This is a genomic window from Candidatus Microbacterium colombiense (assembly GCA_029203165.1).
Taxonomy (GTDB): Bacteria; Actinomycetota; Actinomycetes; order Actinomycetales; family Microbacteriaceae; genus Microbacterium; species Microbacterium colombiense.
The window spans coordinates 1769732-1791791 of record CP119308.1; the positions used below are offsets into that span (position 1 = coordinate 1769732).

General features: G+C 67.4%; 21 protein-coding genes. 15 read left to right on the forward strand and 6 right to left on the reverse strand.

Annotated features, from left to right (window positions below):
- Positions 1-54 precede the first annotated feature (54 nt).
- Positions 55-333 carry a helix-turn-helix domain-containing protein gene (locus tag P0Y60_08475; GenBank protein WEK62744.1) on the forward strand — a complete coding sequence of 93 codons (279 nt, stop codon included), beginning with the start codon at positions 55-57 and terminating at the stop codon, positions 331-333.
- On the opposite strand, the gene P0Y60_08480 is transcribed toward P0Y60_08475, so the two are convergent.
- Positions 321-932, reverse strand: a complete 612-nt coding sequence (locus tag P0Y60_08480; protein ID WEK62745.1) for a hypothetical protein — start codon at positions 930-932, stop codon at positions 321-323. The two genes, P0Y60_08475 and P0Y60_08480, sit on opposite strands and share 13 nt — an antisense overlap.
- Positions 933-1059: 127 nt before the next feature.
- Here P0Y60_08480 and P0Y60_08485 point away from each other — a divergent pair, with 127 nt between their 5' ends.
- Both P0Y60_08485 and P0Y60_08490 read left to right on the forward strand, forming a co-directional pair.
- Positions 1060-1446, forward strand: coding sequence for an Rv3235 family protein (locus P0Y60_08485; GenBank protein WEK62746.1), 387 nt, complete (start codon positions 1060-1062; stop codon positions 1444-1446).
- A gap of 24 nt (positions 1447-1470) precedes the next feature.
- The gene (locus P0Y60_08490) at positions 1471-2958 is read left to right on the forward strand and encodes a histidine kinase N-terminal domain-containing protein (GenBank protein ID WEK62747.1); all 1488 of its coding nucleotides are present in this window, start codon (positions 1471-1473) and stop codon (positions 2956-2958) included.
- A 131-nt stretch (positions 2959-3089) separates the two neighbouring features.
- On the opposite strand, the gene P0Y60_08495 is transcribed toward P0Y60_08490, so the two are convergent.
- Entirely contained in the window at positions 3090-3338 is a 249-nt protein-coding gene (locus P0Y60_08495; protein WEK62748.1) for a WhiB family transcriptional regulator, read from the reverse strand.
- A 232-nt stretch (positions 3339-3570) separates the two neighbouring features.
- On the opposite strand from P0Y60_08495, the gene P0Y60_08500 reads away from it, so the two are divergent.
- Positions 3571-3957 carry a hypothetical protein gene (locus P0Y60_08500; protein WEK62749.1) on the forward strand — a complete coding sequence of 129 codons (387 nt, stop codon included), beginning with the start codon at positions 3571-3573 and terminating at the stop codon, positions 3955-3957.
- 18 nt (positions 3958-3975) lie between these two features.
- Here the strand turns inward: P0Y60_08500 and bcp are convergent, their stop codons facing one another.
- Genes bcp through aroA form a run of 3 tightly spaced genes read right to left on the reverse strand, consistent with a single transcriptional unit; the run spans position 3976 to position 6854 of the window.
- Positions 3976-4449, reverse strand: a complete 474-nt coding sequence (gene bcp, locus P0Y60_08505; GenBank protein ID WEK62750.1) for a thioredoxin-dependent thiol peroxidase — start codon at positions 4447-4449, stop codon at positions 3976-3978.
- Positions 4450-4458: 9 nt separating this feature from the next.
- Positions 4459-5532: a ribosome small subunit-dependent GTPase A gene (gene rsgA, locus P0Y60_08510; protein WEK62751.1), complete on the reverse strand. Its 1074-nt coding sequence runs from the start codon at positions 5530-5532 to the stop codon at positions 4459-4461.
- Positions 5529-6854, reverse strand: coding sequence for a 3-phosphoshikimate 1-carboxyvinyltransferase (aroA, locus tag P0Y60_08515; protein ID WEK62752.1), 1326 nt, complete (start codon positions 6852-6854; stop codon positions 5529-5531). Before aroA ends, rsgA begins: the two co-directional genes overlap by 4 nt.
- 49 nt (positions 6855-6903) lie before the next feature.
- Between aroA and P0Y60_08520 the strand changes: the two genes are divergently transcribed.
- The 11 genes from P0Y60_08520 to P0Y60_08570 all read left to right on the forward strand — a co-directional run bounded on the left by P0Y60_08520 (position 6904) and on the right by P0Y60_08570 (position 18275).
- Complete coding sequence (locus P0Y60_08520; GenBank protein WEK62753.1) at positions 6904-7566, forward strand: sigma-70 family RNA polymerase sigma factor; 663 nt, start codon at positions 6904-6906, stop codon at positions 7564-7566.
- Positions 7563-7808 carry a zf-HC2 domain-containing protein gene (locus P0Y60_08525; protein WEK62754.1) on the forward strand — a complete coding sequence of 82 codons (246 nt, stop codon included), beginning with the start codon at positions 7563-7565 and terminating at the stop codon, positions 7806-7808. Before P0Y60_08520 ends, P0Y60_08525 begins: the two co-directional genes overlap by 4 nt.
- A gap of 40 nt (positions 7809-7848) precedes the next feature.
- On the forward strand, positions 7849-9153 hold the full coding sequence (locus P0Y60_08530; GenBank protein WEK62755.1) for a GNAT family N-acetyltransferase: 1305 nt from the start codon (positions 7849-7851) through the stop codon (positions 9151-9153).
- A 230-nt stretch (positions 9154-9383) separates the two neighbouring features.
- The gene (locus tag P0Y60_08535; protein ID WEK62756.1) at positions 9384-11048 is read left to right on the forward strand and encodes an ABC transporter substrate-binding protein; all 1665 of its coding nucleotides are present in this window, start codon (positions 9384-9386) and stop codon (positions 11046-11048) included.
- Positions 11049-11086: 38 nt separating this feature from the next.
- Complete coding sequence (locus P0Y60_08540; protein ID WEK62757.1) at positions 11087-12091, forward strand: ABC transporter permease; 1005 nt, start codon at positions 11087-11089, stop codon at positions 12089-12091.
- Positions 12084-13076: an ABC transporter permease gene (locus P0Y60_08545; GenBank protein WEK62758.1), complete on the forward strand. Its 993-nt coding sequence runs from the start codon at positions 12084-12086 to the stop codon at positions 13074-13076. The genes P0Y60_08540 and P0Y60_08545 overlap by 8 nt, the downstream gene beginning before the upstream one ends.
- Positions 13073-13930, forward strand: coding sequence for an ABC transporter ATP-binding protein (locus tag P0Y60_08550; GenBank protein ID WEK62759.1), 858 nt, complete (start codon positions 13073-13075; stop codon positions 13928-13930). Before P0Y60_08545 ends, P0Y60_08550 begins: the two co-directional genes overlap by 4 nt.
- The gene (locus P0Y60_08555) at positions 13927-14796 is read left to right on the forward strand and encodes an ATP-binding cassette domain-containing protein (protein WEK62760.1); all 870 of its coding nucleotides are present in this window, start codon (positions 13927-13929) and stop codon (positions 14794-14796) included. Before P0Y60_08550 ends, P0Y60_08555 begins: the two co-directional genes overlap by 4 nt.
- A gap of 25 nt (positions 14797-14821) precedes the next feature.
- The gene (locus P0Y60_08560; protein WEK62761.1) at positions 14822-15967 is read left to right on the forward strand and encodes an ROK family transcriptional regulator; all 1146 of its coding nucleotides are present in this window, start codon (positions 14822-14824) and stop codon (positions 15965-15967) included.
- Positions 15968-16008: 41 nt separating this feature from the next.
- Positions 16009-17265, forward strand: a complete 1257-nt coding sequence (locus tag P0Y60_08565; protein WEK62762.1) for a 6-phospho-beta-glucosidase — start codon at positions 16009-16011, stop codon at positions 17263-17265.
- Positions 17266-17267: 2 nt separating this feature from the next.
- Positions 17268-18275, forward strand: coding sequence for a BadF/BadG/BcrA/BcrD ATPase family protein (locus P0Y60_08570; protein ID WEK62883.1), 1008 nt, complete (start codon positions 17268-17270; stop codon positions 18273-18275).
- Between the two features lie 80 nt (positions 18276-18355).
- On the opposite strand, the gene P0Y60_08575 is transcribed toward P0Y60_08570, so the two are convergent.
- Positions 18356-22030 carry a multifunctional oxoglutarate decarboxylase/oxoglutarate dehydrogenase thiamine pyrophosphate-binding subunit/dihydrolipoyllysine-residue succinyltransferase subunit gene (locus P0Y60_08575; GenBank protein ID WEK62763.1) on the reverse strand — a complete coding sequence of 1225 codons (3675 nt, stop codon included), beginning with the start codon at positions 22028-22030 and terminating at the stop codon, positions 18356-18358.
- Positions 22031-22060 lie beyond the last annotated feature (30 nt).

A 22060-nucleotide genomic window follows, 5' to 3' on the forward strand; every position in this document is an offset into this window, starting at 1 on the left:
CCACAGGGTGACGTCGAAGGAAGGGCGTGATGATCAGTGGGGGAGAATGGGCGCATGGCCGCATCGACTTCAGGAGCTCCCCGCTATCTCGCGCCGGCACAGGTCGCCGAGTTGTTGCAGATCGGCGTCGCCGAAGTGATCGCGCTCGTGCACGACGGCGAACTCCGAGGAATGCAGATCGGCGTTCCGGCACGCTGGCGCGTCGAAGAGTCGAGCCTGGAGGACTATCTCGCCGCGCAGTCGGAGCAGTCCCGTCGAATGGCGCTCTGGCGGCAATCGCAAGTGGCCAGCTTCCCGGAGGTCTGGGGAGCGTCGTCCGCTCAGAACCTCTGATCTCCCACCGCTCTGATCGTGATCAGCGCGGCGAACGGCACGATGCGAAACCCCTGCACCTCGCGAGCGAGTCGCGCCGTCCCGGCATCGTGGAGGGCGAGATCGAGATGATCGAGACCTGCACGGTCGATGGTGCCGTGCATGTCGTCGCCGGTGGTGACGGTGAGGTGCACCGGCACGCGACGTCGGGCGAGATCGCGGAGGATGAATCCGAGACTCATCCTCTCCCGCAACGGGCTCTCGGGCTCGGCGTCCCCGTCGAGACTCGCGAGCAGGATGCCGTGGTCGGCCCGCACGCCGTGCACCGCATGGAGCGGGAGGATGCGCGTGGAGGGGGCGAGCAGCAGGTCGTCTCCCTGCGCTGACTCGACCGCGACCCAGTCGACTCCGAGCGCGCGCATCGCGACGGGGAGCCGTCGACCGTTGGAGAGCTCCAGCGTCACAGACGCCCCGGCAGTGCACAGAGCGCGCAGCCTGCTGCGCAGGTCGAGTCGCGAGATCCGAAGTCGTTCGGATTCGGCACTCAGTGCAGCGCGCTCCGTCTCCCACTCTGCGGACAACTGACCCTCGAGGTCTTCGAACAGACGATCCCAGTGCACGGACCCGAGCGTAGGCGAGCGTCGGCGGCCATGTACGAGTTATCCACATACTTCCTCGACGACCCGCATCGACCGCATCGGGGCGTGCTCGACTGGCGGCTCAGACTTCCGATGGAGAGTGCCGATGATGAATGTTCACGAATACTTCGCCCCGCAACCCACGCCCACCGCGGCGTTGCCCGATCCCGCTCCGCTCCTACGCAGTCTCACGCAGGGAGTGCTGGAGGCCCTCGCCGGCGTGCGAGAGGTGGATCAGCTCGCTCGGTGGTTCAGCGAAGAGGCGTATCGCACCCTGGTGAGCCGCACGAACCTCTCGGCGAGAGCACGCAGCGCGCGCGGGGTACCGCCGGCACGTCCGACGTTCGAGATCCGCGCGATGAGGGTCACCGAGCCGGTCGACGGCATCATCGAGGCCGTCGTCGTCGTGGCAGGGCCGGGGAGGACGCGCGCCGTCGCCATTCGTCTCGAGGGCCTGGACCGTCGGTGGCGTGCGACGTCGTTGGCGGTCCTCTGACACAACTCGCCGTAGGCTGGGAGAGTGTCAACCCTCAGTGATCTCGCCCTCGCGCAGGGCCGTCTGACCGACAACGACGTCGAATGGCTCCACCGGCTCGCCGGCGACGGCCAGCTGCTCGCCGATCTCGCCTCCGCGGACATCGTCGTGTGGATCCAGACGGAGGACGGCTCGTTCATCGCCGTCGCACACGCGCGGCCCAGCGGTGCGGCGACGCTGTTCTACCGTGACATCGTCGGCGAACGCGTGCGCCCACAGTGGCGCACACAGGTGCAGGGGGCATTCGACTCCGCGGAGATCGTGGACTCCTCCTCGCCGGACTGGTTCGAGGAGACGCCGACCAGGGTGCGAGCGGTGCCGATCGTGATCAGCCGACGCGGTGCGGACGCGAAATCGCGTGCGGTCATAGGAATCGTGACGCGGCACACGAACCTGGGGGAGGTGCGTACCCCGTCCCGTCAGCAGATCACGTTCGACGAATGCGCGAACGACCTGTTCCGCATGATCGCTGACGGCAGCTTCCCCGACCTGGCAGCCCCCACCTCGCCGAGACGAGGGGCGCCGCGTGCGTCCGACGGTCTGATCCGGATCGACGTCGACGGCATCACGACTTTCGCCAGCCCGAACGCCCTCTCCGCCTTCAATCGGATGGGATTCGATGATGAGCTCGAGGGAGAGTCGCTCGCCGAGGTCACGACACGATTGGTACCGCCCTCGCGTCAGGTCGACGAGTCGCTTCCGGTGGTCGTCACCGGTCGTGCTCCCTGGCGCACCGACATCGAGGCCCGCGGCGTGACCGTCTCGCTGCGCGCCATCCCGCTCAAGGACCACGGCACGCGCATCGGCGCGATCGTGCTCTGTCGCGACGTGTCGGAGCTGCGCCACCAGGAGCAGGAACTCATCACGAAGGATGCGACGATCCGTGAGATCCACCATCGCGTGAAGAACAACCTGCAGACCGTGGCGTCGCTGCTGCGGATCCAGGCCAGGCGCACACACTCCGATGAGGCGCGCGACGCTCTCACTCAGGCGATGCGACGGGTGGACTCGATCGCTGTCGTGCACGACACACTCGCCCAGGGACTGACCCAGAAGGTCGACTTCGATGAGGTCTTCCATCGCGTTCTCAAGCTCGTCGCCGAGGTCGCGTCCGCGCCCAACACCCGTGCTCGCACACAGCTCACCGGCCGATTCGGCGTGCTTCCGAGCGAATACGCCACGCCTCTCGCCCTCGCGCTCACCGAGGTCGTCACGAACGCGGTCGAGCACGGCCTCGCCGGGCAGGAAGGCGTGATCGCGATCGATGCCACGCGGACCGAGGACAGCCTGCGTGTCACGGTCAAGGACACCGGCCACGGGCTTCCCGAAGGGCGCATCGGTCAGGGTCTCGGCACGCAGATCATCCGCACGCTCATCCAGGGTGAACTGGGCGGGACCATCGAGTGGCACGGAAGTGAGGGCGTCGGAACCGAGGTCGTCATCGACATCCCGCTACGGTGGCTGAACAAGTGAGCGGGTTCGACGGACATCTCGCCGGTCGTCGGCGGGCGGGCGACGCGGGTGGTCGCTGAGCCGGCGCGGCCCTGGCCCCGGTGAGGGACTCCTCGGTGGAGGGCTGCAGGGCCGTGCCGGTCGGGCGTCGGTCAGGACGCGCGACGGGCGCGAGCGGCGCGACGCTTGAGCGCGCGGCGCTCGTCTTCGGAGAGGCCACCCCACACGCCCGAATCCTGGCTGGACTCGAGGGCGTACTGGAGGCAGATCTCGGTCACCGTGCAGGTGGCGCAGACAGTCTTCGCCTTCTCGATCTGATCGACGGCCGGACCGGTGTTCCCGACGGGGAAGAACAGTTCGGGGTCGACAGTCAAACAGGCGGCCTTATCGCGCCAATCCATGGGGGCTCCTCGGTGTGGATTTCAAGAGAGATCGCGACGCGACGACTCGGATTCGGGCGGCGGCTCGGGTTCCGCTACCCTGTTCAGATGCGGACGGACGCCCGCGTTTTGTGATGCGGACGGATCGCCCGCCCCACGCCGCTGTGGGAGCACATGACGCTGTCTATTCTGTTACATGAAACCAGCGAAATCAAGGGTTTTCGTCCTTCTCATTCGATTCTCAGGAGACATCGTGCGTGCACCCGGAGTAGCCGCGGCGGCAGCGGCAGTCCTCGCCCTCGAGGGGCTGGCGCTCGTCATCTTCGCATTCGTCGAGCTCGCCGGGCTCGGTGCCGGCGACGCGGCCTCGCGGCCGACCGCGATCGCGCTCGTCGTGCTCACGCTCGTCGGTGCAGCGGCGCTCTTCGCCTTCGCGTGGGGTGCGCGAGCAGGCCGCTCCTGGGCGCGCTCGGGTGGGGTGGTCTTCCAGGTCCTCGCTGTCGCGCTCGCGCTCGCCTCACTCACCGTTCAGCCGGTGATCTGGGCCTTCACGGTGGGAGTCGGCGTGCCGGGGCTGGTCGGCTTCATCCTGCTCATCGCGAGCGCACGACACGAGGGTGAGCGACGCGAGGCGGACTAGCCTCGGGCTCGCGGAGCCTCAGGCGTCGATGCCGAGCTGCTTGCGCAGACGGGCCACGTGACCGGTGGCCTTGACGTTGTACTGGGCCAGAGAGATGTTCCCCTGTTCGTCCAGAACGAACGTCGAGCGGAGGACCCCCTCGACGACCTTCCCGTAGTTCATCTTCTCGCCCCAGGCCCCGTAGGCGGTGTGCACGGAGTGGTCCGGATCGCTGAGCAGGGTGAAGGTCAGCCCGTCGCGGTCGCGGAACTCTGCGAGCTTCGACGGCTCGTCTCGTGAGATCCCGATGACGCGGTAGCCCGCACCCTGCAGGGAGGAGATGCTGTCGCGGAAGTCGCAGGCCTGCGTGGTGCATCCGGGAGTCATCGCGGCGGGGTAGAAGTACAGAACCGTCTTCTGTCCGGCGAGATCGGCCAGGCGCACCGTGGCGCCGTCCTGGTCGAGGAGGGAGAAGTCGGGGGCGGGGTTTCCGGTTTCCAGTCGCTCAGTCACCCGTCCAGCCTATCGTCCGGGCGTCTGCTCGGCCTTGTCGGCGAAGGTCTGGAGCAACCGCTGCAGCGAATCGAGCCGGGCGCGCCCTGTCTCATTCAGATCGCCGCGCTCGGCCGCTTCGATGAGCGCGCAGTCCGGCGCGTCCGCGAGATGCGTGCAGCCGCGCGGGCAGTCCTCGGCGATGACGGCGAGTTCCGTGAACGCGGCGAGGATGTTCGCCGGCTCCACATGTCCGAGGCCGAACGACCGCACGCCCGGGGTGTCGATCACCCACCCGTCGCCCTCTGTGCCTTCGTAGCGAAGCGAGACGGTGGACGACGAGGTGTGGCGACCGCGACCGGTGACCTGGTTGACGTGCCCGGTGGCGCGCTGGGCAGAGGGGACGAGTTCGTTGACGAGCGTCGACTTGCCGACGCCGGAATGCCCCACGAACACGGTCGAGTGGCCGACGAGGGCCGCCCCGATCTCATCGACGGGCATCTCTTCGCGCGCGCTGGTGAACACGCGGAGGTCGTCCAGCCCGTCGAAGTGCGAGAGGAACACGGCCGGGTCGGCGAGGTCGGTCTTGGTCACGACGAGCAGCGGGCGGATCCCGGCGTCGAGCGCGGCGACGAGGTAACGATCGACAAGGCGCGCTCGGGGTTCGGGATCGGCTGCCGCCACCACGATCAGCATCTGGTCGGCGTTCGCGACGATCACGCGCTCGACCTGGTCGGTGTCGTCGGCACTGCGACGCAGCAGCGAGGTGCGGTCGACGATCCCGATGATCCGGGCCAGCGTGCCTTCCGCGCCCGTGGTGTCTCCCACGACACGGGCTTGGTCTCCGGTGACGATGGGGGTGCGTCGGAGCTCGCGGGCTCGGGTGGCCGTGACGGTGTGCTCGCCGTCTGTTCCCTCGTCGAGGAGCACGGTGTACCGACCGCGATCCACGCCCAGCACCCGTCCGTTCTCGGCGTCCTCGTGGGCGGGGCGCCTCTTGGTGCGCGGGCGATTGGCCTTCGGGTTCGGACGCGTGCGGAAGGTGCTCTCGTCGTAGTCCTCGAAGTCGTCCTCGAGGTCGTCGGAATCGTCGAGCCAGCTCACGCGGGAGTGCCTCGCAGCATGCGCTCCCACAGCAGCGTGAACTCCGGAAGTGTCTTGGCGGTCGTGCCGATCTCATCGATCTCGACGCCGGGGACGCGCAGCCCGATCAGGGCGCCCGTGGTCGCCATCCGGTGATCGTGGTGCGCCGGCCAACCACCGCCGTGCAGGGGGCGGGGGGTGATGCGCAGTCCATCGGCGAGTTCCTCGGCGTCTCCGCCCAGCGCGCGCAGATTGCCGACGAGTGCCGCGATCCGGTCGGTCTCGTGCAGGCGGATGTGGCCGATGCCGCGGATCGTCGTCGGCGTCTCGGCGAAGGCCGCGAGGCCGACGATCGTCGGCGTGAGCTCGCTCGCCGCGGACAGGTCGAGGTCGAGGCCGCGGATGCCGTTCCCGGCACGCACGGTGAGCGCACCGCCGTGCCGGCTGGTGTGCGCACCCATGGCCTGGAGGATCTCCGGGAGGAGGACGCCCGGCTGCGTGGAATGTGCGGGCCACCCCGTGATCGTCACGGCACCGCCGGTGACGAGCGCCGCGGCGAGGAACGGCGCTGCGTTGGAGAGATCCGGCTCGATCGCGATCTCCTTGGCGCGGGGGACGCCGGCCTCGACGAGCCACTCGCCCACGGCCGGCCGCTCGATGCGGATCCCGCGTCGGCTGAGCGACTCGATGGTCATGTCGATGTGCGGCAGGCTCGGCAGATGCTCGCCGGTGTGCACGAGGTGCAGGCCCACGTCGAAACGCGGCGCGGCGAGCAGGAGACCGGAGACGAACTGGCTCGACGCCGAGGCATCGATCTCGACGCGGCCGCCCCGGATGCGTCCGTGACCCTTGATCGTGAAAGGCAGCGACCAGGTTCCTTCATCGTCGATGTCGACGCCCAGATCGCGGAGTCCGCTGATGAGACCGCCCATCGGTCGGTGCAGAGCCGTCTCGTGCGCCGTGAGATGGACGTCGTTCGAGGCGAGTCCGGCGAGCGGGGCGATGAACCGCATGACCGTGCCGGCCTGACCGCAGTCGACGGTGACGCCTCCGGTGAGCTTGCCCGGCGTGACGACCAGATCCGGTCCGAACTCGTTCTCGGTCTCGACCTCCTCGATACCGATTCCGATCGCGCGCAATGCGTCGACCATGCGGCGGGAGTCGTCTGAGTGCAGCGGGGCGACGAGGCGGCCCGGCCCATCGGCGATCGCCGCGATGATGAGCTCACGATTCGTCAGCGACTTCGACCCCGGGATGGTGAGGGTCGCATGCACGGAACCGTCGGCCGAGGGCGCGATGTAGGTGCCCTGGACGGGGGGAGGGGAATACCTGTTGGCGCTCATCGGTTTCCACCTTAGTGAACGGCGGCGTACCCGCCGAGAAGGAGAGAGCATGCTCGCCACGTTGGAGCGCGAATCGGTGGACATCGGCGGCCTAGACTGGCCCGTGATGGATGACACCGTAACCGCAGACATCGTCGGTGACCCTCGACGCGAGTTCGAGGAGCAGGCGATCCCCTTCATGGATCAGCTCTACGCCGCCGCGATGCGTATGACGCGCAACCCGGCGGATGCCGCAGACCTCGTGCAGGAGACGTTCGTCAAGGCGTACGGCTCCTGGGCCACGTTCTCCCAGGGCACCAATCTCAAGGCGTGGCTGTACCGGATCCTCACGAACACCTACATCAACATCTATCGCAAGAAACAGCGCGAGCCGTTCCAGGGAACGATCGACGAGCTCGAAGACTGGCAGTTGGGTGGTGCGGAGTCGACCACGGCGACGCACGGTCGTTCAGCCGAGGCGGAGGCGATCGACCGGATGCCGGCATCGGTCGTCAAGGACGCACTCCAGGCTGTTCCGGAGGACTTCCGTTTGGCGGTGTACCTCGCTGACGTCGAGGGCTTCGCCTACCAGGAGATCGCCGACATCATGAAGACGCCGATCGGCACCGTGATGAGCCGCCTGCATCGAGGCAGGCGCATGTTGCGGGAGCTGCTGGCAGATTACGCCGCCGAGCGAGGCATCGCCGCGGCCGACCCGAGGAGCAGGAAATGAGCGACTGCGGCTGCGACAAAGCCCGTCAGGATCTGGAGGAGTACCTCCGCAACGAGGTGTGCAACACCGAGCACACCGAGATCCGGGAGCATCTCGAGAACTGCCCGTCGTGCCGCGACGAGGCGCTGGTCGCGACGACTCTCACCGAGGTGGTCGCGCGCGCCTGCAAGGAGACGGCCCCGGAGCAGCTCCGCGACCAGGTGTTCGCGCGTCTGCGCGAGGTCCAGGCCGCCCAGCACTGATCGCGAGCGTATCGTCGGACTCCGACTCTAGGCTGTAGGTATGGCCTCGATTGATGCGCGTGAGATCCCCGCTGACCAGACCTCTGTGACCCGGCTCGACGGGAACGGACTCGACTATCGTCTGGTCGACTTCACCGACGACGCGAGCGCGGCGCAGTACCAGCGCGCGGTCTCCCGAGGATTCCTCGGGAGCGAGCCCACGCAGGAGTCGCTGTCGGCAGAGCACGCGACGTTCGCGGAGCGCCGCAACATCGGCGTGTACGACAAGGCAGCCGACACCGCCGCGAAGCCCGTGGCGACCGTCAACTCCTGGGTGACGCCGCTCGGCGTGCCCGGCGGGGCGGAGGTCGACATGTGGGCGATCAGTGTCGTGACCGTGGCGGCCACCCACCGCCGTCGAGGTATCGCGCGCGCCCTGCTCGAAGGCGAACTGCGCGCCGCTGTCGCGGCCGGCGTCCCGATCGCGGGGCTCACGGTGTCGGAGGCCACGATCTACGGACGATATGGCTTCGGCGCGGCGGTTCCGGCTGCTCGCCTGACGATTGACACCCGCCGTGCCGGTTGGGCGGGCCTAGCGCCGGCGGGCACCCTCGAGTACGTCGAGGGGGAGCAGCTCGCGGCCGATCTGGGAGCCGTGCATGAACGGGCCCGTCGCCTTCGGCCCGGACAGATCCCCGGGTGGAGGGGGCGCTGGGACGGCTACGCCGGAGTCTCGTCGACGGAAGCCGAACGCGCGAAGATCCGCGGGGTCCGGTACCGCGATGAGTCCGGTGAGGTCTGCGGCGTCCTCGTGTATGAGCTCACGGAGATGGGTGGCACGTTCCGCTCCTCGCTGCAGGTGCGGCTGTTGGTGGGGGAGACCCCGGATGCCGTCGCGGCGTTGTGGCGTTTCGCGGTGCAGCACGATCTGGTGGATGAGGTCTCTGCGGATCTCCGTCCGCTCGACGATTCCCTCCCGTGGCTCGTCACCGATCCCCGAGGTGTGACCCAGACGATCCACGATCATGGATGGTTGCGCGTGCTCGACGTGGCCTCGGCGCTCGCGGCGAGGACATACTCGGCCCCGGTCGACCTCGTCCTCCGCATCGATGACCCGCTGGGCTTCGCGTCCGGCGACTGGCGCCTGCGCGTCGACGACGAGGGGATCGCGACGGTGGATCGGGCGGACGGCCAGCGGATCGATGCTGCGATGGGAGTCTCCGCGCTCTCCTCGCTCTACGTGGGCGGCGTCCGGGCGAGCTCTCTGCAGGGCGCGGGGCTGATCGATGCGGATTCGGGTGTCGTCATCGCGATCGATCGCGCCTTCGCCGCCTATCCCGCGCCGAGCCTCGACATCTGGTACTGACGCCGCAACGCGGATCGCACGACAGGAGACCGGGCCGACATCGTCGGTCCGGTCTCCTGTCGTTTTCGACGGGGCGCCGCGATTCGCGGACGTCCGAGCGGTATGAAAAGAATCTTTACAAAAACCGGAAAGGTCTTTACCGGAAAGAACCTTTACTATAGCCTCGCTCTCAGCGGATCCCCTGTCCGCATTGCTCGATTCCTGCAACGAAGCTTTGAGACGAGGTTCCCATGCATGACAACCGCTGGAGGAAGACGCTTCCTCTTGTCGCCGGTGCCGCGGCACTCGCCCTGACCCTGGGCGGCTGCACATCCGGTGGCAGCTCATCGGGCGGTGATCGCCCGCTACGCATGTGGTCGGGTTCGATGACGCCGATCACGAACAACTTCAATCCGTTCGCGGTCGACACGGCGACGCACATGACGTTCGGTGCGATCTACGAACCGCTGTTCTTCTTCAACCAGTTGTCCGCCGATCCGCCCGTCGGAATGATCGGCGACTCCTATGAGTTCAACGACGACGGCACCGTGCTCACCATCACCATCAAGCCCGACCTGAAGTGGAGCGACGGCGAGGACCTCACAGCCGCCGATGTCGCCTTCAGCCTGGGATACGGATCGAACCATGATCCGGACATGGTCTCCGCCGAGCCGACGGACGACACCACGATCGTGGTGACCTATTCGTCGGCGAAGTTCACCGCCACCTCGTTGATCCTCGGATCCACCTGGATCATCCCGGAGCACATCTGGGCGGATATCGACGGCTACATGACCGAGACGAACCCGGACCCCATCGGGTCGGGTCCGTACACGCTGAAGTCGTTCACAGACGCGGCGTACACGCTCGAGGCGAATGAGCTCTTCCGTGACGGGCCGCCCGAGATCGCGGAGGTGCAGGACATCGGCATCGATTCGAACCAGTCCTCGGAGGATCTGCTCAAGACGGGGAAGCTCGACTGGGTCGGTCAGTTCATCGCGAACCCGGACGGGGTGACGGCCAACGGCCGGATCAGCACGATGAACCAGCAGCAGGATCCGACCGTGATCATGACCTGCGCCGACACGTCGATGGGATGTTCCGGCGCCCAGACCGATCCGGCTGTCCGGCAGGCGCTCAACGTCGCGATCGATCGCAGCGCCATCGGGAAGAAGGCGTTCGCCGGGCTCGCCGGCGAGTCGTCGCCGAGTTTCGCTCTGCTCCCGCGTGATGAGAAATGGCTCGGAGACCCGAGCCTCGCGACCAGTCCGCAGCAGGCCGACGCCGGCTCCGCGCAGGAGATCCTCGAGAAGGCCGGTTACACGAAGGGCTCTGACGGCTTCTACGGCAAGGACGGCGTCGCGATCGAGTTGGATCTCTTCTCGCCGGACGGATGGACCGACTACAACGACGCCGCGAAGCTGATCAGCGCTCAGGCCGCGGATGCGGGCATCCGTGTGAATGCGCGCACGGTCTCGGAGGCCGAGTACTGGACGCCGATCTCGACCGGAGAGTTCCAACTGGCGCTCTACGGACTCACGCAGTCGCTCGTGGCCGATCCGTTCTCCAACTACGACCAGTACTTCGCCACGACGGCCAGCGCCAAGGTGGGTGAGGAGCCCACCAAGGGGCAGAACTACGCGCGCTACACCAACCCGCTCGTGGACGCCGCGGTGAAGCAGGCCGGTGCGACCCAGGACGAGGCGATCAAGAAGACCGCGTACGCGACCATCCAGACGGAGATCGCGCGTGACCTGCCCTACATCCCGGTCGTGCTCAACGCCTCGCAGTCTTTCTTCAACACGGCCGACTTCACGGGCTGGCCGAGTGAGGGCGACATGTATGCCGCGCCTCTGCCCTACCTCTCCACCGCGTCGGCCGTGATCCTCACGCACCTGCGCCCGGTCAAGAAGTAGACACCACCCATGGATCGATCCTGTGAAAGGAGGACCGCATGAAGTTCTGGCTGCGCCGCATCACTTTCTACGTCGTGACGCTCTGGGCTGCGATCTCCCTCAACTTCCTGTTGCCGCGGCTGCTGCCGGGTGACCCCGCCGCGATCATGCTGGGCAAGCTCCGGCGCGCGAACGGGGGAAGGCCGTTGTCCGAGGAGACGATCGCAGCGATCACGTCCATCCTCGGGGCGGAGAAAGGATCGACTCTGTGGGACCAGTACCTCTCTTATTGGGGCCGGCTGCTGCAGGGGGATCTCGGTGTGTCCTCCACGCGGTACCCGGCCCCGGTGGGTGAGCTCATCGCATCGGCACTGCCCTGGACGGTGACGCTCGTCGGTGCCGCCACGGTGATCTCTTTCGTCCTCGGAATCGTGGCGGGGGCATGGGTCGGGTGGTTCCGGGGAACCTGGGTCGACCAGCTCGTGCCGATCACGACGTTCCTCCAGTCCATCCCGTACTTCTGGCTCGCCCTCGTACTCGTCGCCGTGTTCTCGGTGCAGCTCGGTCTGCTACCGATCATCGGTGGCTATGACGTGTTCGAGTTCCCGGCAGGACCGGAGTGGACCCCGGCGTTCATCGCGAGTGCGTTCGTGCACGCCCTGCTGCCCGCCGCGACCATCGTGATCTCCTCGGTCGGGGGGTGGCTGCTGGGGATGCGCAACATGATGGTGCAGACGATGGCCGAGGACTATGTGCTCACTGCAGAGGCGAAGGGGCTGACGCGTTCCCGCATCCGCAACGCCTATGCGGCGCGCAACGCATCGATCCCGAGTCTCGCGGGCTTCGGCATCGCGCTGGGGTTCGTCGTCGCAGGATCCATCGTCACCGAGCAGGTCTTCAGCTACCCCGGACTCGGAAAGCTGATGATCCAGTCGGTGCAGGGACTCGACTACGCGCTCATGCAGGGAGTCTTCCTGGTCATCACCCTCACGGTGCTGGCCGCGAACTTCCTGATCGACCTGCTGTATGGATTCATCGACCCGAGGGTGCGTCGCGATGGCTGAACCGATTCTCGCTCCTGCAGACTCCACGCAGGCCGTCGCGCTGTCGTCGACGACGCGCACCCGCCGGGGATTCCCGCGGATGTCCGCCAAGTTGTGGGTGGGTGTCGTGATGATCACGGTCATCGTCGCCTTCGGACTGTTCGGCCCGCTGCTGGTCGGCGACCCGCGCGATGCGAGCTTCGATCCGCTTCTTCCGCCGAGCCTGGAACATCCCCTGGGCACCACGAAGCTCGGCTTCGACGTGCTCGCGCAGCTCGCGACGGGCACGCAGGGGTCGCTCTTCGTCGGTGCGGTGGCGGGCCTTGTCGCATTGCTGCTGGCGCTCGTCTTCGGCGTGCTGGCCGGATACTTCGGCGGAGCGCTGGACGAGGTGCTGATGCTGGGCACCAACATCATGCTGGTGATCCCCGGCCTGCCGCTCGTGATGGTCATCGCCGCCTACGTGCAGCACACCGAGGGTCTGGGCGATCTCGCTCGGAGTTCGCTCCTGGTGGCGCTCGTGCTCGGCATCACCGGCTGGGCGGGATCGGCCGTCGTGTTGCGGGGAACCGCTCGATCGCTGCGCACCCGGGACTACGTCGCCGCATCGGTGGTCGCGGGTGAGCGGCCTCTACGGGTCATCTTCGTCGAGATCCTGCCGAACCTGGTGCCTCTGCTGGCGGCTCAACTGATCTTCGGTGTGATCTTCGCGGTGCTGGGTGAGGCCGGGTTGTCGTATCTGGGGCTCGGCCCGACCGGATCGATCACGCTGGGCACCATCCTCAACGACGCGCAGACGGGCCAAGCCGTGGGGAGTGGCGCCTGGTGGTGGTTCGTACCGCCCGGTGCGATCATCGCGCTGATCGGCACCGCTCTGTCGTTGATCAACTTCGCGATCGACGAGGTCGTGAATCCGAAACTGCGTCAGGTGCCGGTCGCGGCGCGTCGCCAACGGCAGGCCCGGCGGTCGGGTCGTGGCATCGGTGGAGAGGGGGTCACCGCATGAGCGAGCCTGTTCTGACCGCTCGTGATGTGTCGATCGAGTATGAGGTGGATCCGCCGGTGAAGGCCGTCCGCAATGTGTCGTTGACATTGCATCGGGGGGAGATCCTCGGTCTGGCCGGGGAGTCGGGATGCGGCAAGACGACGCTGGCGTATGGGATGAATCGGTTGTTGAAGGCGCCGGCGTTGATGACCGGTGGGGAGATCGTGTTCCATGACCGTGATGGGTCGGATATCGACATCGTGGGTTTGGATGGGGAGGGTCTCCGCGCGTTCCGGTGGGACAAGATCTCGATGGTGTTCCAGGGGGCGATGAATTCGTTGAACCCGGTGATCAGTGTGCGTGCGCAGATCTTCGACATCTTCGACACGCATCGTCCGGGGATGAGTAAGAAGGCGAAGACGGCGCGGGCGGAGGAGTTGCTCACGTTGGTGGGCGTTGATCCGGCCCGGTTGTCGAGTTTTCCGCATGAGTTGTCGGGTGGGATGCGGCAGCGGATGATGATCGCGATGGCGTTGGCGTTGGATCCGCAGGTGATGATCATGGATGAGCCGACGACGGCGTTGGATGTGGTGGTGCAGCGGGGCATCATCCGGGAGATCATGCGGTTGCGGGAGAAGTTGGGGTTCGCGGTGATCTTCATCACGCATGATCTGCCGATGTTGATCGAGATCAGTGATCGGATCGCGGTGATGTTGCAGGGGCAGATCGTGGAGGAGGGCACGGCGGAGGAGATCTACCGCACGCCCCAGCACGAGTACACGAAGAAGCTGCTGTCGAGTTTCCCGTCTTTGAAGGGCGAGCGGGGCGACTTCGTGCGCACCGGCAACCAGCCCAGTCAGGAGCAGGTCCGATGAGTGCAGTTCGTCCCACGGTCTCGACGACGGGCGTTCCGACCCTCGAAGCCAGGAACCTCGTCAAGGACTTCACGCTGCGCTCCGGGTTGAAGACCCGCACACTGCATGCAGTGAAGGATGTGTCGTTCACGATCGCGGCGGGCAAGACCGTGGCGCTGGTGGGGGAGTCGGGGTCGGGGAAGTCGACGATCGCCCGCATGCTCATGAAGCTGGAGACTCCGACCAGCGGAGAGATCCTGTTGGACGGCGCTGCCTCTGGCAACAGAGGTCGGGCGCTGGCGACCTACCGCTCTGAAGTGCAGATGGTGTTCCAGGACCCGTTCGCGTCGTTGAACCCGTTCCACACGATCGTGCATCACCTCGAGCGCCCGCTGCGCCTGCATCACCCGGAGCTGTCGGGGGCGCAGGTGCGGGAGCGAGCGTTGGAGTTGTTGGATCGGGTGCGGCTCTCCCCGGCGGGAAGTTTCGCCGAGCGGCGCCCGCATGAGCTGTCGGGTGGGCAGCGGCAGCGTGTCGCGATCGCACGGGCCCTGGCCCCGGGGGCACGGTTCATCGTCGCCGATGAGCCGGTATCGATGCTCGACGTCTCGATCCGCCTCGGCGTGTTGAATCTGCTCGCGGATCTGCAGCGCGAAGAGAACCTGGGCGTCCTGTACATCACGCACGACCTCGCCACGGCCCGCCACTTCAGTGACGAGATCATGGTCCTGTTCCACGGTGATGTCGTCGAACGCGGCCCCGCCGACGAGGTCATCCTCAACCCCCGACACGACTACACCAAGACCCTCCTCGGTGCCGCCCCCGAACCCGACAACCTCGGCCGCCTCCGCGACGAAGTCCGCGCCGAACTCGCACAGCACACCTGAAACCGCATCACGGAAGGAGCAGCACGTGTCACAGATCGATCCGGGAACGTCTTCCTGGTTGCGCACCAGGAACGACCGTGAGGCGCTGCGTCTGTTCCTCGAGCACGGTCCTCTCACCCGAACCCGCCTCGGTGAGCTGTCGGGCATGTCGAAGCCCACGGCGACGCAGATGATCGCACGCCTGGAGCGCGCAGACCTGGTGCGCCCCGTCGGCGAGATCGCCGGCAACCGCGGCCCCAGCGCCGTGAGCTGGGGCGTGCGCGGCGATCGCGTGACGGGTGTCGCCGTCAGCATGCTCGATGACGGCATCCACGCCGTCCTCGTCGACGCCACCGGTATCGAGCATCCGCCGGTGGCACTGGCCGTTGCCGGTCAGCAGCGTTCTCCCGAGCGCGACATCCGTCGCGCGATCGACGCTGCATGCGCTGCCGCCGGGGTGGATCGGACCACCGTCGAAGCCGTCACGATCGGTGTGCAGGCCGCCGTCGGACGTGACGACGACGTGCTCTCGTTGACCGACTCCCTGCCCGGATGGCCCTCGACCGGCGCCCGCGGACTCATCGAGTCCGCGCTCGATGTCGCAGTCACCCTCGAGAACGACGTGAATCTCGCGACGATGGCCGAACGGGCGGTCGGCGTGGCACAGCACGTGAGCAGCTTCGCCTTCCTCTGGGTCGGGGTCGGGCTCGGTGTCGGCGTCGATCTGGGCGGCACCATCCACCGGGGCGCCCACGGCACCGCGGGGGAGGTCGGATACCTCGCCGTCGCGTCCGGTGCTGGGGCGTCGGGCGTGATCACGTCGGACCTGCTCGGGTCGGATGTCGTGCTCGAGCTGGTGGGGGCCGGACCGGACGCGTCCTATCCCCGGGACATCGCCGGACTCACCGCGGACGATCGTGCGCTACGCGAAGTAGCCGAACGCATCGTCGTGACCATCGAGCCGGTGCTCGCGGTGCTCGATCCGGACATGGTGGTGCTCGGAGGCCCCACGAACCTGGCCGGCGGCCAGCGTCTCGCCGAGCTGGTGGCGGAGCTCGCACGTCACCCGGAGCGCCCCGCGCCCACGGTACGCATGAGTGCGACCGGCGATGACTCGGTTCTCCTGGGCGCGCGCCAGTTGCTCGTCGAGCAGATCCGCACGCGACTCGAGAACCGCATCCCCACGGACTGAAACGACATCGAGACAGACATGAACACACAGAAGGAGACCAGATGAGACTGGCGATCGTCGGCGGCGGATCGACATACACACCGGAGCTGATCGACGGCTTCATCCGCATGCAGAGTGCCCTCCCGATCGACGAGATCGTGCTGGTCGACACCGACAGCTCGCGCCTCGAACTCGTGGGAGGGGTGGCCGGCCGCATGCTCGCGCGCGGCGGGCACGGAGCCCGGTTGATCACGACGACCGACCTCGTCGCCGGTGTGAGCGACGCCGACGCCGTGCTGATCCAGCTCCGTGTCGGGGGACAGGACGCCCGCGAACAGGATGAGACCTGGCCGCATGATGTGGACTGCATCGGGCAGGAGACGACCGGACCGGGTGGCCTCGCGAAGGCGCTGCGTACCGTCCCCGTTGTGCTCCGGATCGCCGACGTCGTGCGTCGTCACGCGAAGCCGGACGCCTGGATCGTCGACTTCACGAACCCGGTCGGCATCGTCACCCGCGCCCTCCTGCAGGAGGGCCACCGAGCGGTGGGCCTGTGCAACGTGGCCATCGGGCTCCAGAGGCGCTTCGCCGAGGAGGCGGGAGTCGCCCCCGACCGCGTCGCGCTCGCACACGTGGGGCTCAACCATCTCACCTGGGAACGCGGAGTGTTCATCGACGGCGTCGATCAGTTGCCGCAGGCGTTGGACTCGCGGGTGGGCGAGTTGGCCGACACCGTCGAGCTGGCACCGGCTCTGCTCGCGCAGCTCGGTGTCATCCCCTCCTACTACCTGCGCTACTACTACGCCCACGACGAGGTGCTGCACGAGCAACGTCACAACGCGACGCGTGCGCAGGAGGTCAGGGCGATCGAGCAGGAACTCCTGAGCCTCTACGCCGATCCGAGCATCGACACGAAGCCGGAGATCCTCGAGAAGCGCGGCGGGGCGTTCTACTCGGAGGCGGCGATCGAGCTGCTGATCGCGATCCGTGGCGGCACCGATGTGCCTCGCGTCGTGAACCTCCGCAACGACGGTGTGCTCCCCTTCCTCCCCGACGACCACGTGATCGAGGTGCCCGCGCGGCACGTCGACGGGCGGTTCGTCGCAGAACCCGTCGCTCCGCTCCCCGATGACATCAGCGGCCTGATCAGCGCAGTGGCGGGGTATGAGCGACTGGCCCTCGATGCGGCGATCACGGGAGGCCGCGATCGCGTGCTCCGTGCGATGCGGTCGCACCCCCTGGTGCTGCAGCACGAGCGCGCGGAGAAGCTCACGGATCTCCTGCTCGCCGCCAACTCGCGATTCCTGGAGTGGGCGTGAGCATGTCGCCCCGCCTGGTGCTCGCGGTCGACGGCGGCGGGTCGAAGACCGACGTCGTGCTCCTGGACACCTCGGGGCGAGTGCTCGCCTGGGAACGCGGTGCGGGGTCGAGCCCGCAGATCGACGGGCTCGCCACGTCTGTGCGCGTCGTCGACGATCTCGTCACTCGCGCCCTCGGCGCGCACGATGCCGATGAGCTGCTCGTCGTCGGGCTGTACCTGTCTGGGTTGGATCTGGCCGAGGAGATCGAGACCTACCGGGCGGCGATCGCAGACCGCCCCTGGGCGATCGACGGGCTCATCGTCGACAACGATCTGCACGCCCTGCTTCGCGCCGGAACGGATGCCGAAGACGCCGTCGCGGTGATCTGCGGAACGGGCATGAATGCGATCGGCGTGCGCAGCGACGGAGCGACGGTGCGCTTTCCGGCGTTGGGGCCGCTCTCCGGTGACTGGGGCGGCGGAGGCGAGTTGGGGGATGCCGTCGTCTGGCATGCTGCGCGTGCGGAAGACGGACGCGGTCCACAGACGCTTCTCCGCGAGCTCCTGTTGGAGACCGTCGGCACGCAGAGCGTCGCCGTGCTGATCGAAGAGGTGCATCTCGGTCGAAGGTCGGGGGAGGGCTTCGCTGCCCTGTCACCCCTCGTCTTCCGGGCGGCGGACTCGGGCGATGTCGTCGCTCAGGGCATCGTGCAGCGCCAGGTCGACGAGGTCGTGGCGTTCGTGCGCGCATGCGTCGACCGGCTGCAGCTGCACGACACCGATGTGCCGGTGCTGTTCGGGGGTGGGGTGGCCCGGGGGCGCGATCGACGGCTGCTCGACGGCATCACCGCGGGACTCGCTGCGCATGCGCCGAAGACGCGCCTGCAGGTGGTCGATGCGCCGCCCGTGCTGGGCGCGGCATTGCTCGTGCTCGCCACCGCCGGGGCCGACCCCGCGGGGCTGGATCGAGCGCGTGGCGAGCTGCAGTCCGATGCGCGGCTCGGGCGGTCGACGGTCGGCGTCGTCTGACGGCGCTGACTGACATCGGCATCCGAAAACGGAGAAAGGCGCCCCAGCCGAGACCGGGGCGCCTTTTCTTCTGCGATGACTCAGTTCGTCGTGAGCGCCTCACGCAGCAGGGTCGCCTGCTCCGCCGCGTGCACCTTCGAGGAGCCGGTCGCCGGCGAGGCCGACGCCGTGCGAGCGATCGGGCGGAAGGAGCGGTCTCCGGGAACGTCGGCGAATGCCAGAGCCAGGAACGGCCAGGCACCCTGGTTCTCCGGCTCCTCCTGCACCCACACCAGTTCGGCGTTGGGGTAGGAGTCGGTGATCGCCTTGAGCTCGTCGATCGGAGTCGGGTACAGCTGCTCCAGCCGGACGAGGGCGACCTCGGGGTTCGGCTTCTTGTCGAGCTCGGCGCGCAGATCCCAGTGGACCTTGCCCGAGTGCACGAGCACCCGCTTGACGGCGCCGCGGTCGAGGCCACGGTGGTCGTCGATCACGGGCTCGAACCGACCCTGCGTGAACGCCTCGACGGGGCTCGTCGCACCGCGCAGGCGCAGCATCGCCTTCGGCGTGAACACGATCAGCGGCTTGCGCGGCCGAGCGTACGCCTGGCGGCGCAACAGGTGGAAGTACGAAGCCGGCGTCGAGGGACGCGAGACGATCATGTTCTCCTGGGCGCACAGCTGCAGGAAGCGCTCGATGCGTGCGGACGAGTGGTCCGGTCCCTGGCCCTCGTAGCCGTGGGGGAGCAGCAGGGTGACGCTGGACTGCTGGCCCCACTTCTGCTCGGCCGCCGAGATGTACTCGTCGATCACGGACTGCGCACCGTTGACGAAATCGCCGAACTGCGCCTCCCACAGCACCAGCGCTTCGGGGGCCTCGACCGAGTAGCCGTACTCGAAGCCCAGCGCCGCGTACTCGCTGAGAAGCGAGTCGTAGATGAAGAAGCGTCCCTGTGCGTCCGACAGGTTCGACAGCGGCAGCCACTCCTGACCGTTCGCACGATCGTGCAGGGTGGCGTGACGCTGCACGAAGGTTCCGCGGCGGGCGTCCTGTCCGGCGAAGCGCACGGGCGTGCCCTCCACCAGCAGCGAACCGAAGGCGAGCAGCTCGCCGAAGCCCCAGTCGATGCCGCCGTTGCGGCTCATGTCGAGACGCTTCTCGAGCAGCTGCTGGATCTTCGGGTGCACCGTGAAGCCCTCGGGCTTGTTCACGAAGGCGTCGCCGATGAGCTGGATGACCTCGTTCGGCACCCCCGTGATCTCCGGAGCGCCGACCTGGTCATCGACCGGGGGCAGCTCGGGGGCGATCTGCGTGGCACCCGTCTCGGCGGCGTGCGTCTCGGCAAACGCGATCTCCAGACGGTTCTGGAAGTCGGCCTTGGCCTCGTCGTACTCCTGCTCGGTGATGTCACCGCGGCCGACGAGCGACTCGGTGTACAGGCGACGGACCGAACGCTTGGCCTGGATGAGGTCCGTCATCAGCGGCTGCGTCATCGAGGGGTCGTCTCCCTCGTTGTGTCCGCGGCGTCGGTAGCAGACGAGGTCGATCACGACATCGCGGTGGAACCGTTCGCGATACTCGAAGGCGAGCTGCGCGACGTGGATGACGGCTTCGGGGTCGTCGCCGTTCACGTGGAACACGGGAGCCTGGATCGTCTTGGCGACATCGGTCGCGTAGACCGAGCTGCGACCGTCGTTCGGCGTGGTGGTGAATCCGACCTGGTTGTTCACGACCACGTGGATCGTGCCACCGGTGCGGTAACCGCGCAGCTGCGACATCTGCAGCGTCTCGACCACGACGCCCTGACCCGCGAAGGCCGCGTCGCCGTGCACGAGGATCGGCAGCCAGGCGAACGTGCCGATCGGCTTGCGGTCCTGCTTGGCACGCACGATGCCCTCGAGCACGCCGTCGACGGTCTCGAGGTGTGAGGGGTTGGCGGCGAGGTAGACGGGGAGCTCGGACTCGTCGTCGGCGACGAAGGTGCCCTCGGTGCCGAGGTGGTACTTCACGTCACCGGAGCCGCGCTGGTTGCCCGGCGTCTGCGTGCCCTCGAACTCGCGGAAGACCTGACCGTAGGTCTTGCCGGCGATGTTGGTCAGCACGTTCAGACGGCCGCGGTGGGCCATGCCGATCGCCGCGCCTTCGAGGCCGGCGGTCGCCGCGCCCTGGAGGATCTCGTCGAGCAGAGGGATGAGCGACTCGCCGCCCTCGAGCGAGAAGCGCTTCTGACCGACGAACTTCGTCTGCAGGAACGTCTCGAACGCCTCGGCCTCGTTGAGCTTGCGCAGAACGCGCAGTTGCTCGTCGTGGCCGGGCTTCTGGTACTTGAGCTCGACCTTCTCCTGGAACCAGCGACGCTGCTCCGGGTCCTGGATGTGCATGTACTCGATGCCGAGCGTGCGGCAGTACGAGTCGCGCAGCACTCCGAGGATGTCGCGCAGCTTGGCGATGCGGCGTCCGCCGAAGCCGCCGGTCACGAACTCGCGATCGAGGTCCCAGAACGTCAGCCCGTGGCTCTCGATCTCGAGGTCGGGGTGCGACCGCTGCACGTACTCGAGCGGGTCGATGTCGGCCATCAGGTGACCGCGAACGCGGAAGGAGTTGATGAGCTCCTGCACGCGGGACTGCTTGTCGACGCGCTCGGCGAGATCGACGGCGATGTCGGGGTTCCAGCGGATCGGTGCGTACGGGATGCGCAGAGCCGCGAAGATGTCGTCGTAGAAGCCGCGCTGCCCGATCAGCAGCTCGTGCACCTTCTTGAGGAACTCGCCGGAACCCGCGCCCTGGATGACGCGGTGGTCGTAGGTGCTGGTGAGCGTGATCGTCTTGCCGATCGCGAGCTCGTTCAGCGTCTTGTCGCTCGCGCCCTGGAACTCGGCCGGGTACTCCAGCGCGCCGGCGCCGATGATGCAGCCCTGGCCCTTCATCAGACGCGGCACGGAGTGCACGGTGCCGATGCCGCCGGGGTTGGTGAGCGACACGGTGGTGCCCTGGAAGTCCGCGGCGGTCAGCTTGTTGTTGCGAGCCCGGGTCACCAGATCCTCGTAGGCGACGAGGTACTCGGTGAACGTCATGGTGTCGGCGCGCTTGATGCTGGGCACCATGAGTGCGCGCGTGCCATCGGGCTTGGGCAGGTCGATCGCGATGCCGAGGTTCACGTGCGCCGGGGCGACGACCGAGGCCTTGCCGTCGATCTCGGCGTAGAAGACGTTCTGGCTGCGGAACTCGTCGAGCGTGCGGATGAGCGCCCAGCCGATGAGGTGGGTGAAGCTGATCTTGCCGCCGCGTGTGCGGGCCATGTGGTTGTTGATGACGATCCGGTTGTCGATCATCAGCTTCGCCGGGACGGTGCGCACGCTGGTCGCGGTCGGGACCGTGAGCGACTCGTCCATGTTGGCGGCGAGGGTCTTGGGCAGGCCGCGCAGCGGGGTGACCTTGTCCTCTTCCGCGGACTCCGCGGCTTCCTTCGCTGCGGGCTTCGGCGCCTGCGCGGGGATCGGCGCTGCTGCGGCCGGCTTCGTGGTCGTGCGTGCGACAGGCTGCGAACCGATCACGGGGATGGGCGCGGTGACCGGATGTGCGGTCTGCGCGGGCGCCTCGGTCGCGGCGGGGACAGCGGCACCGGCGGTATCGGAGTGGTACTTCTCGAGGATCGGCCACCACTCCTTGTCCACGGAGTCGCGGTTCACCTTGAACTGTTCGTAGAGCTCTTCGACGAGCCAGGAATTGGCTCCGAACCCCCCGTCGCCCCCGACGCCGGTCACCTGGTTCGACACGCTCGATCGCCCTCTTTCATCGCTGAATCT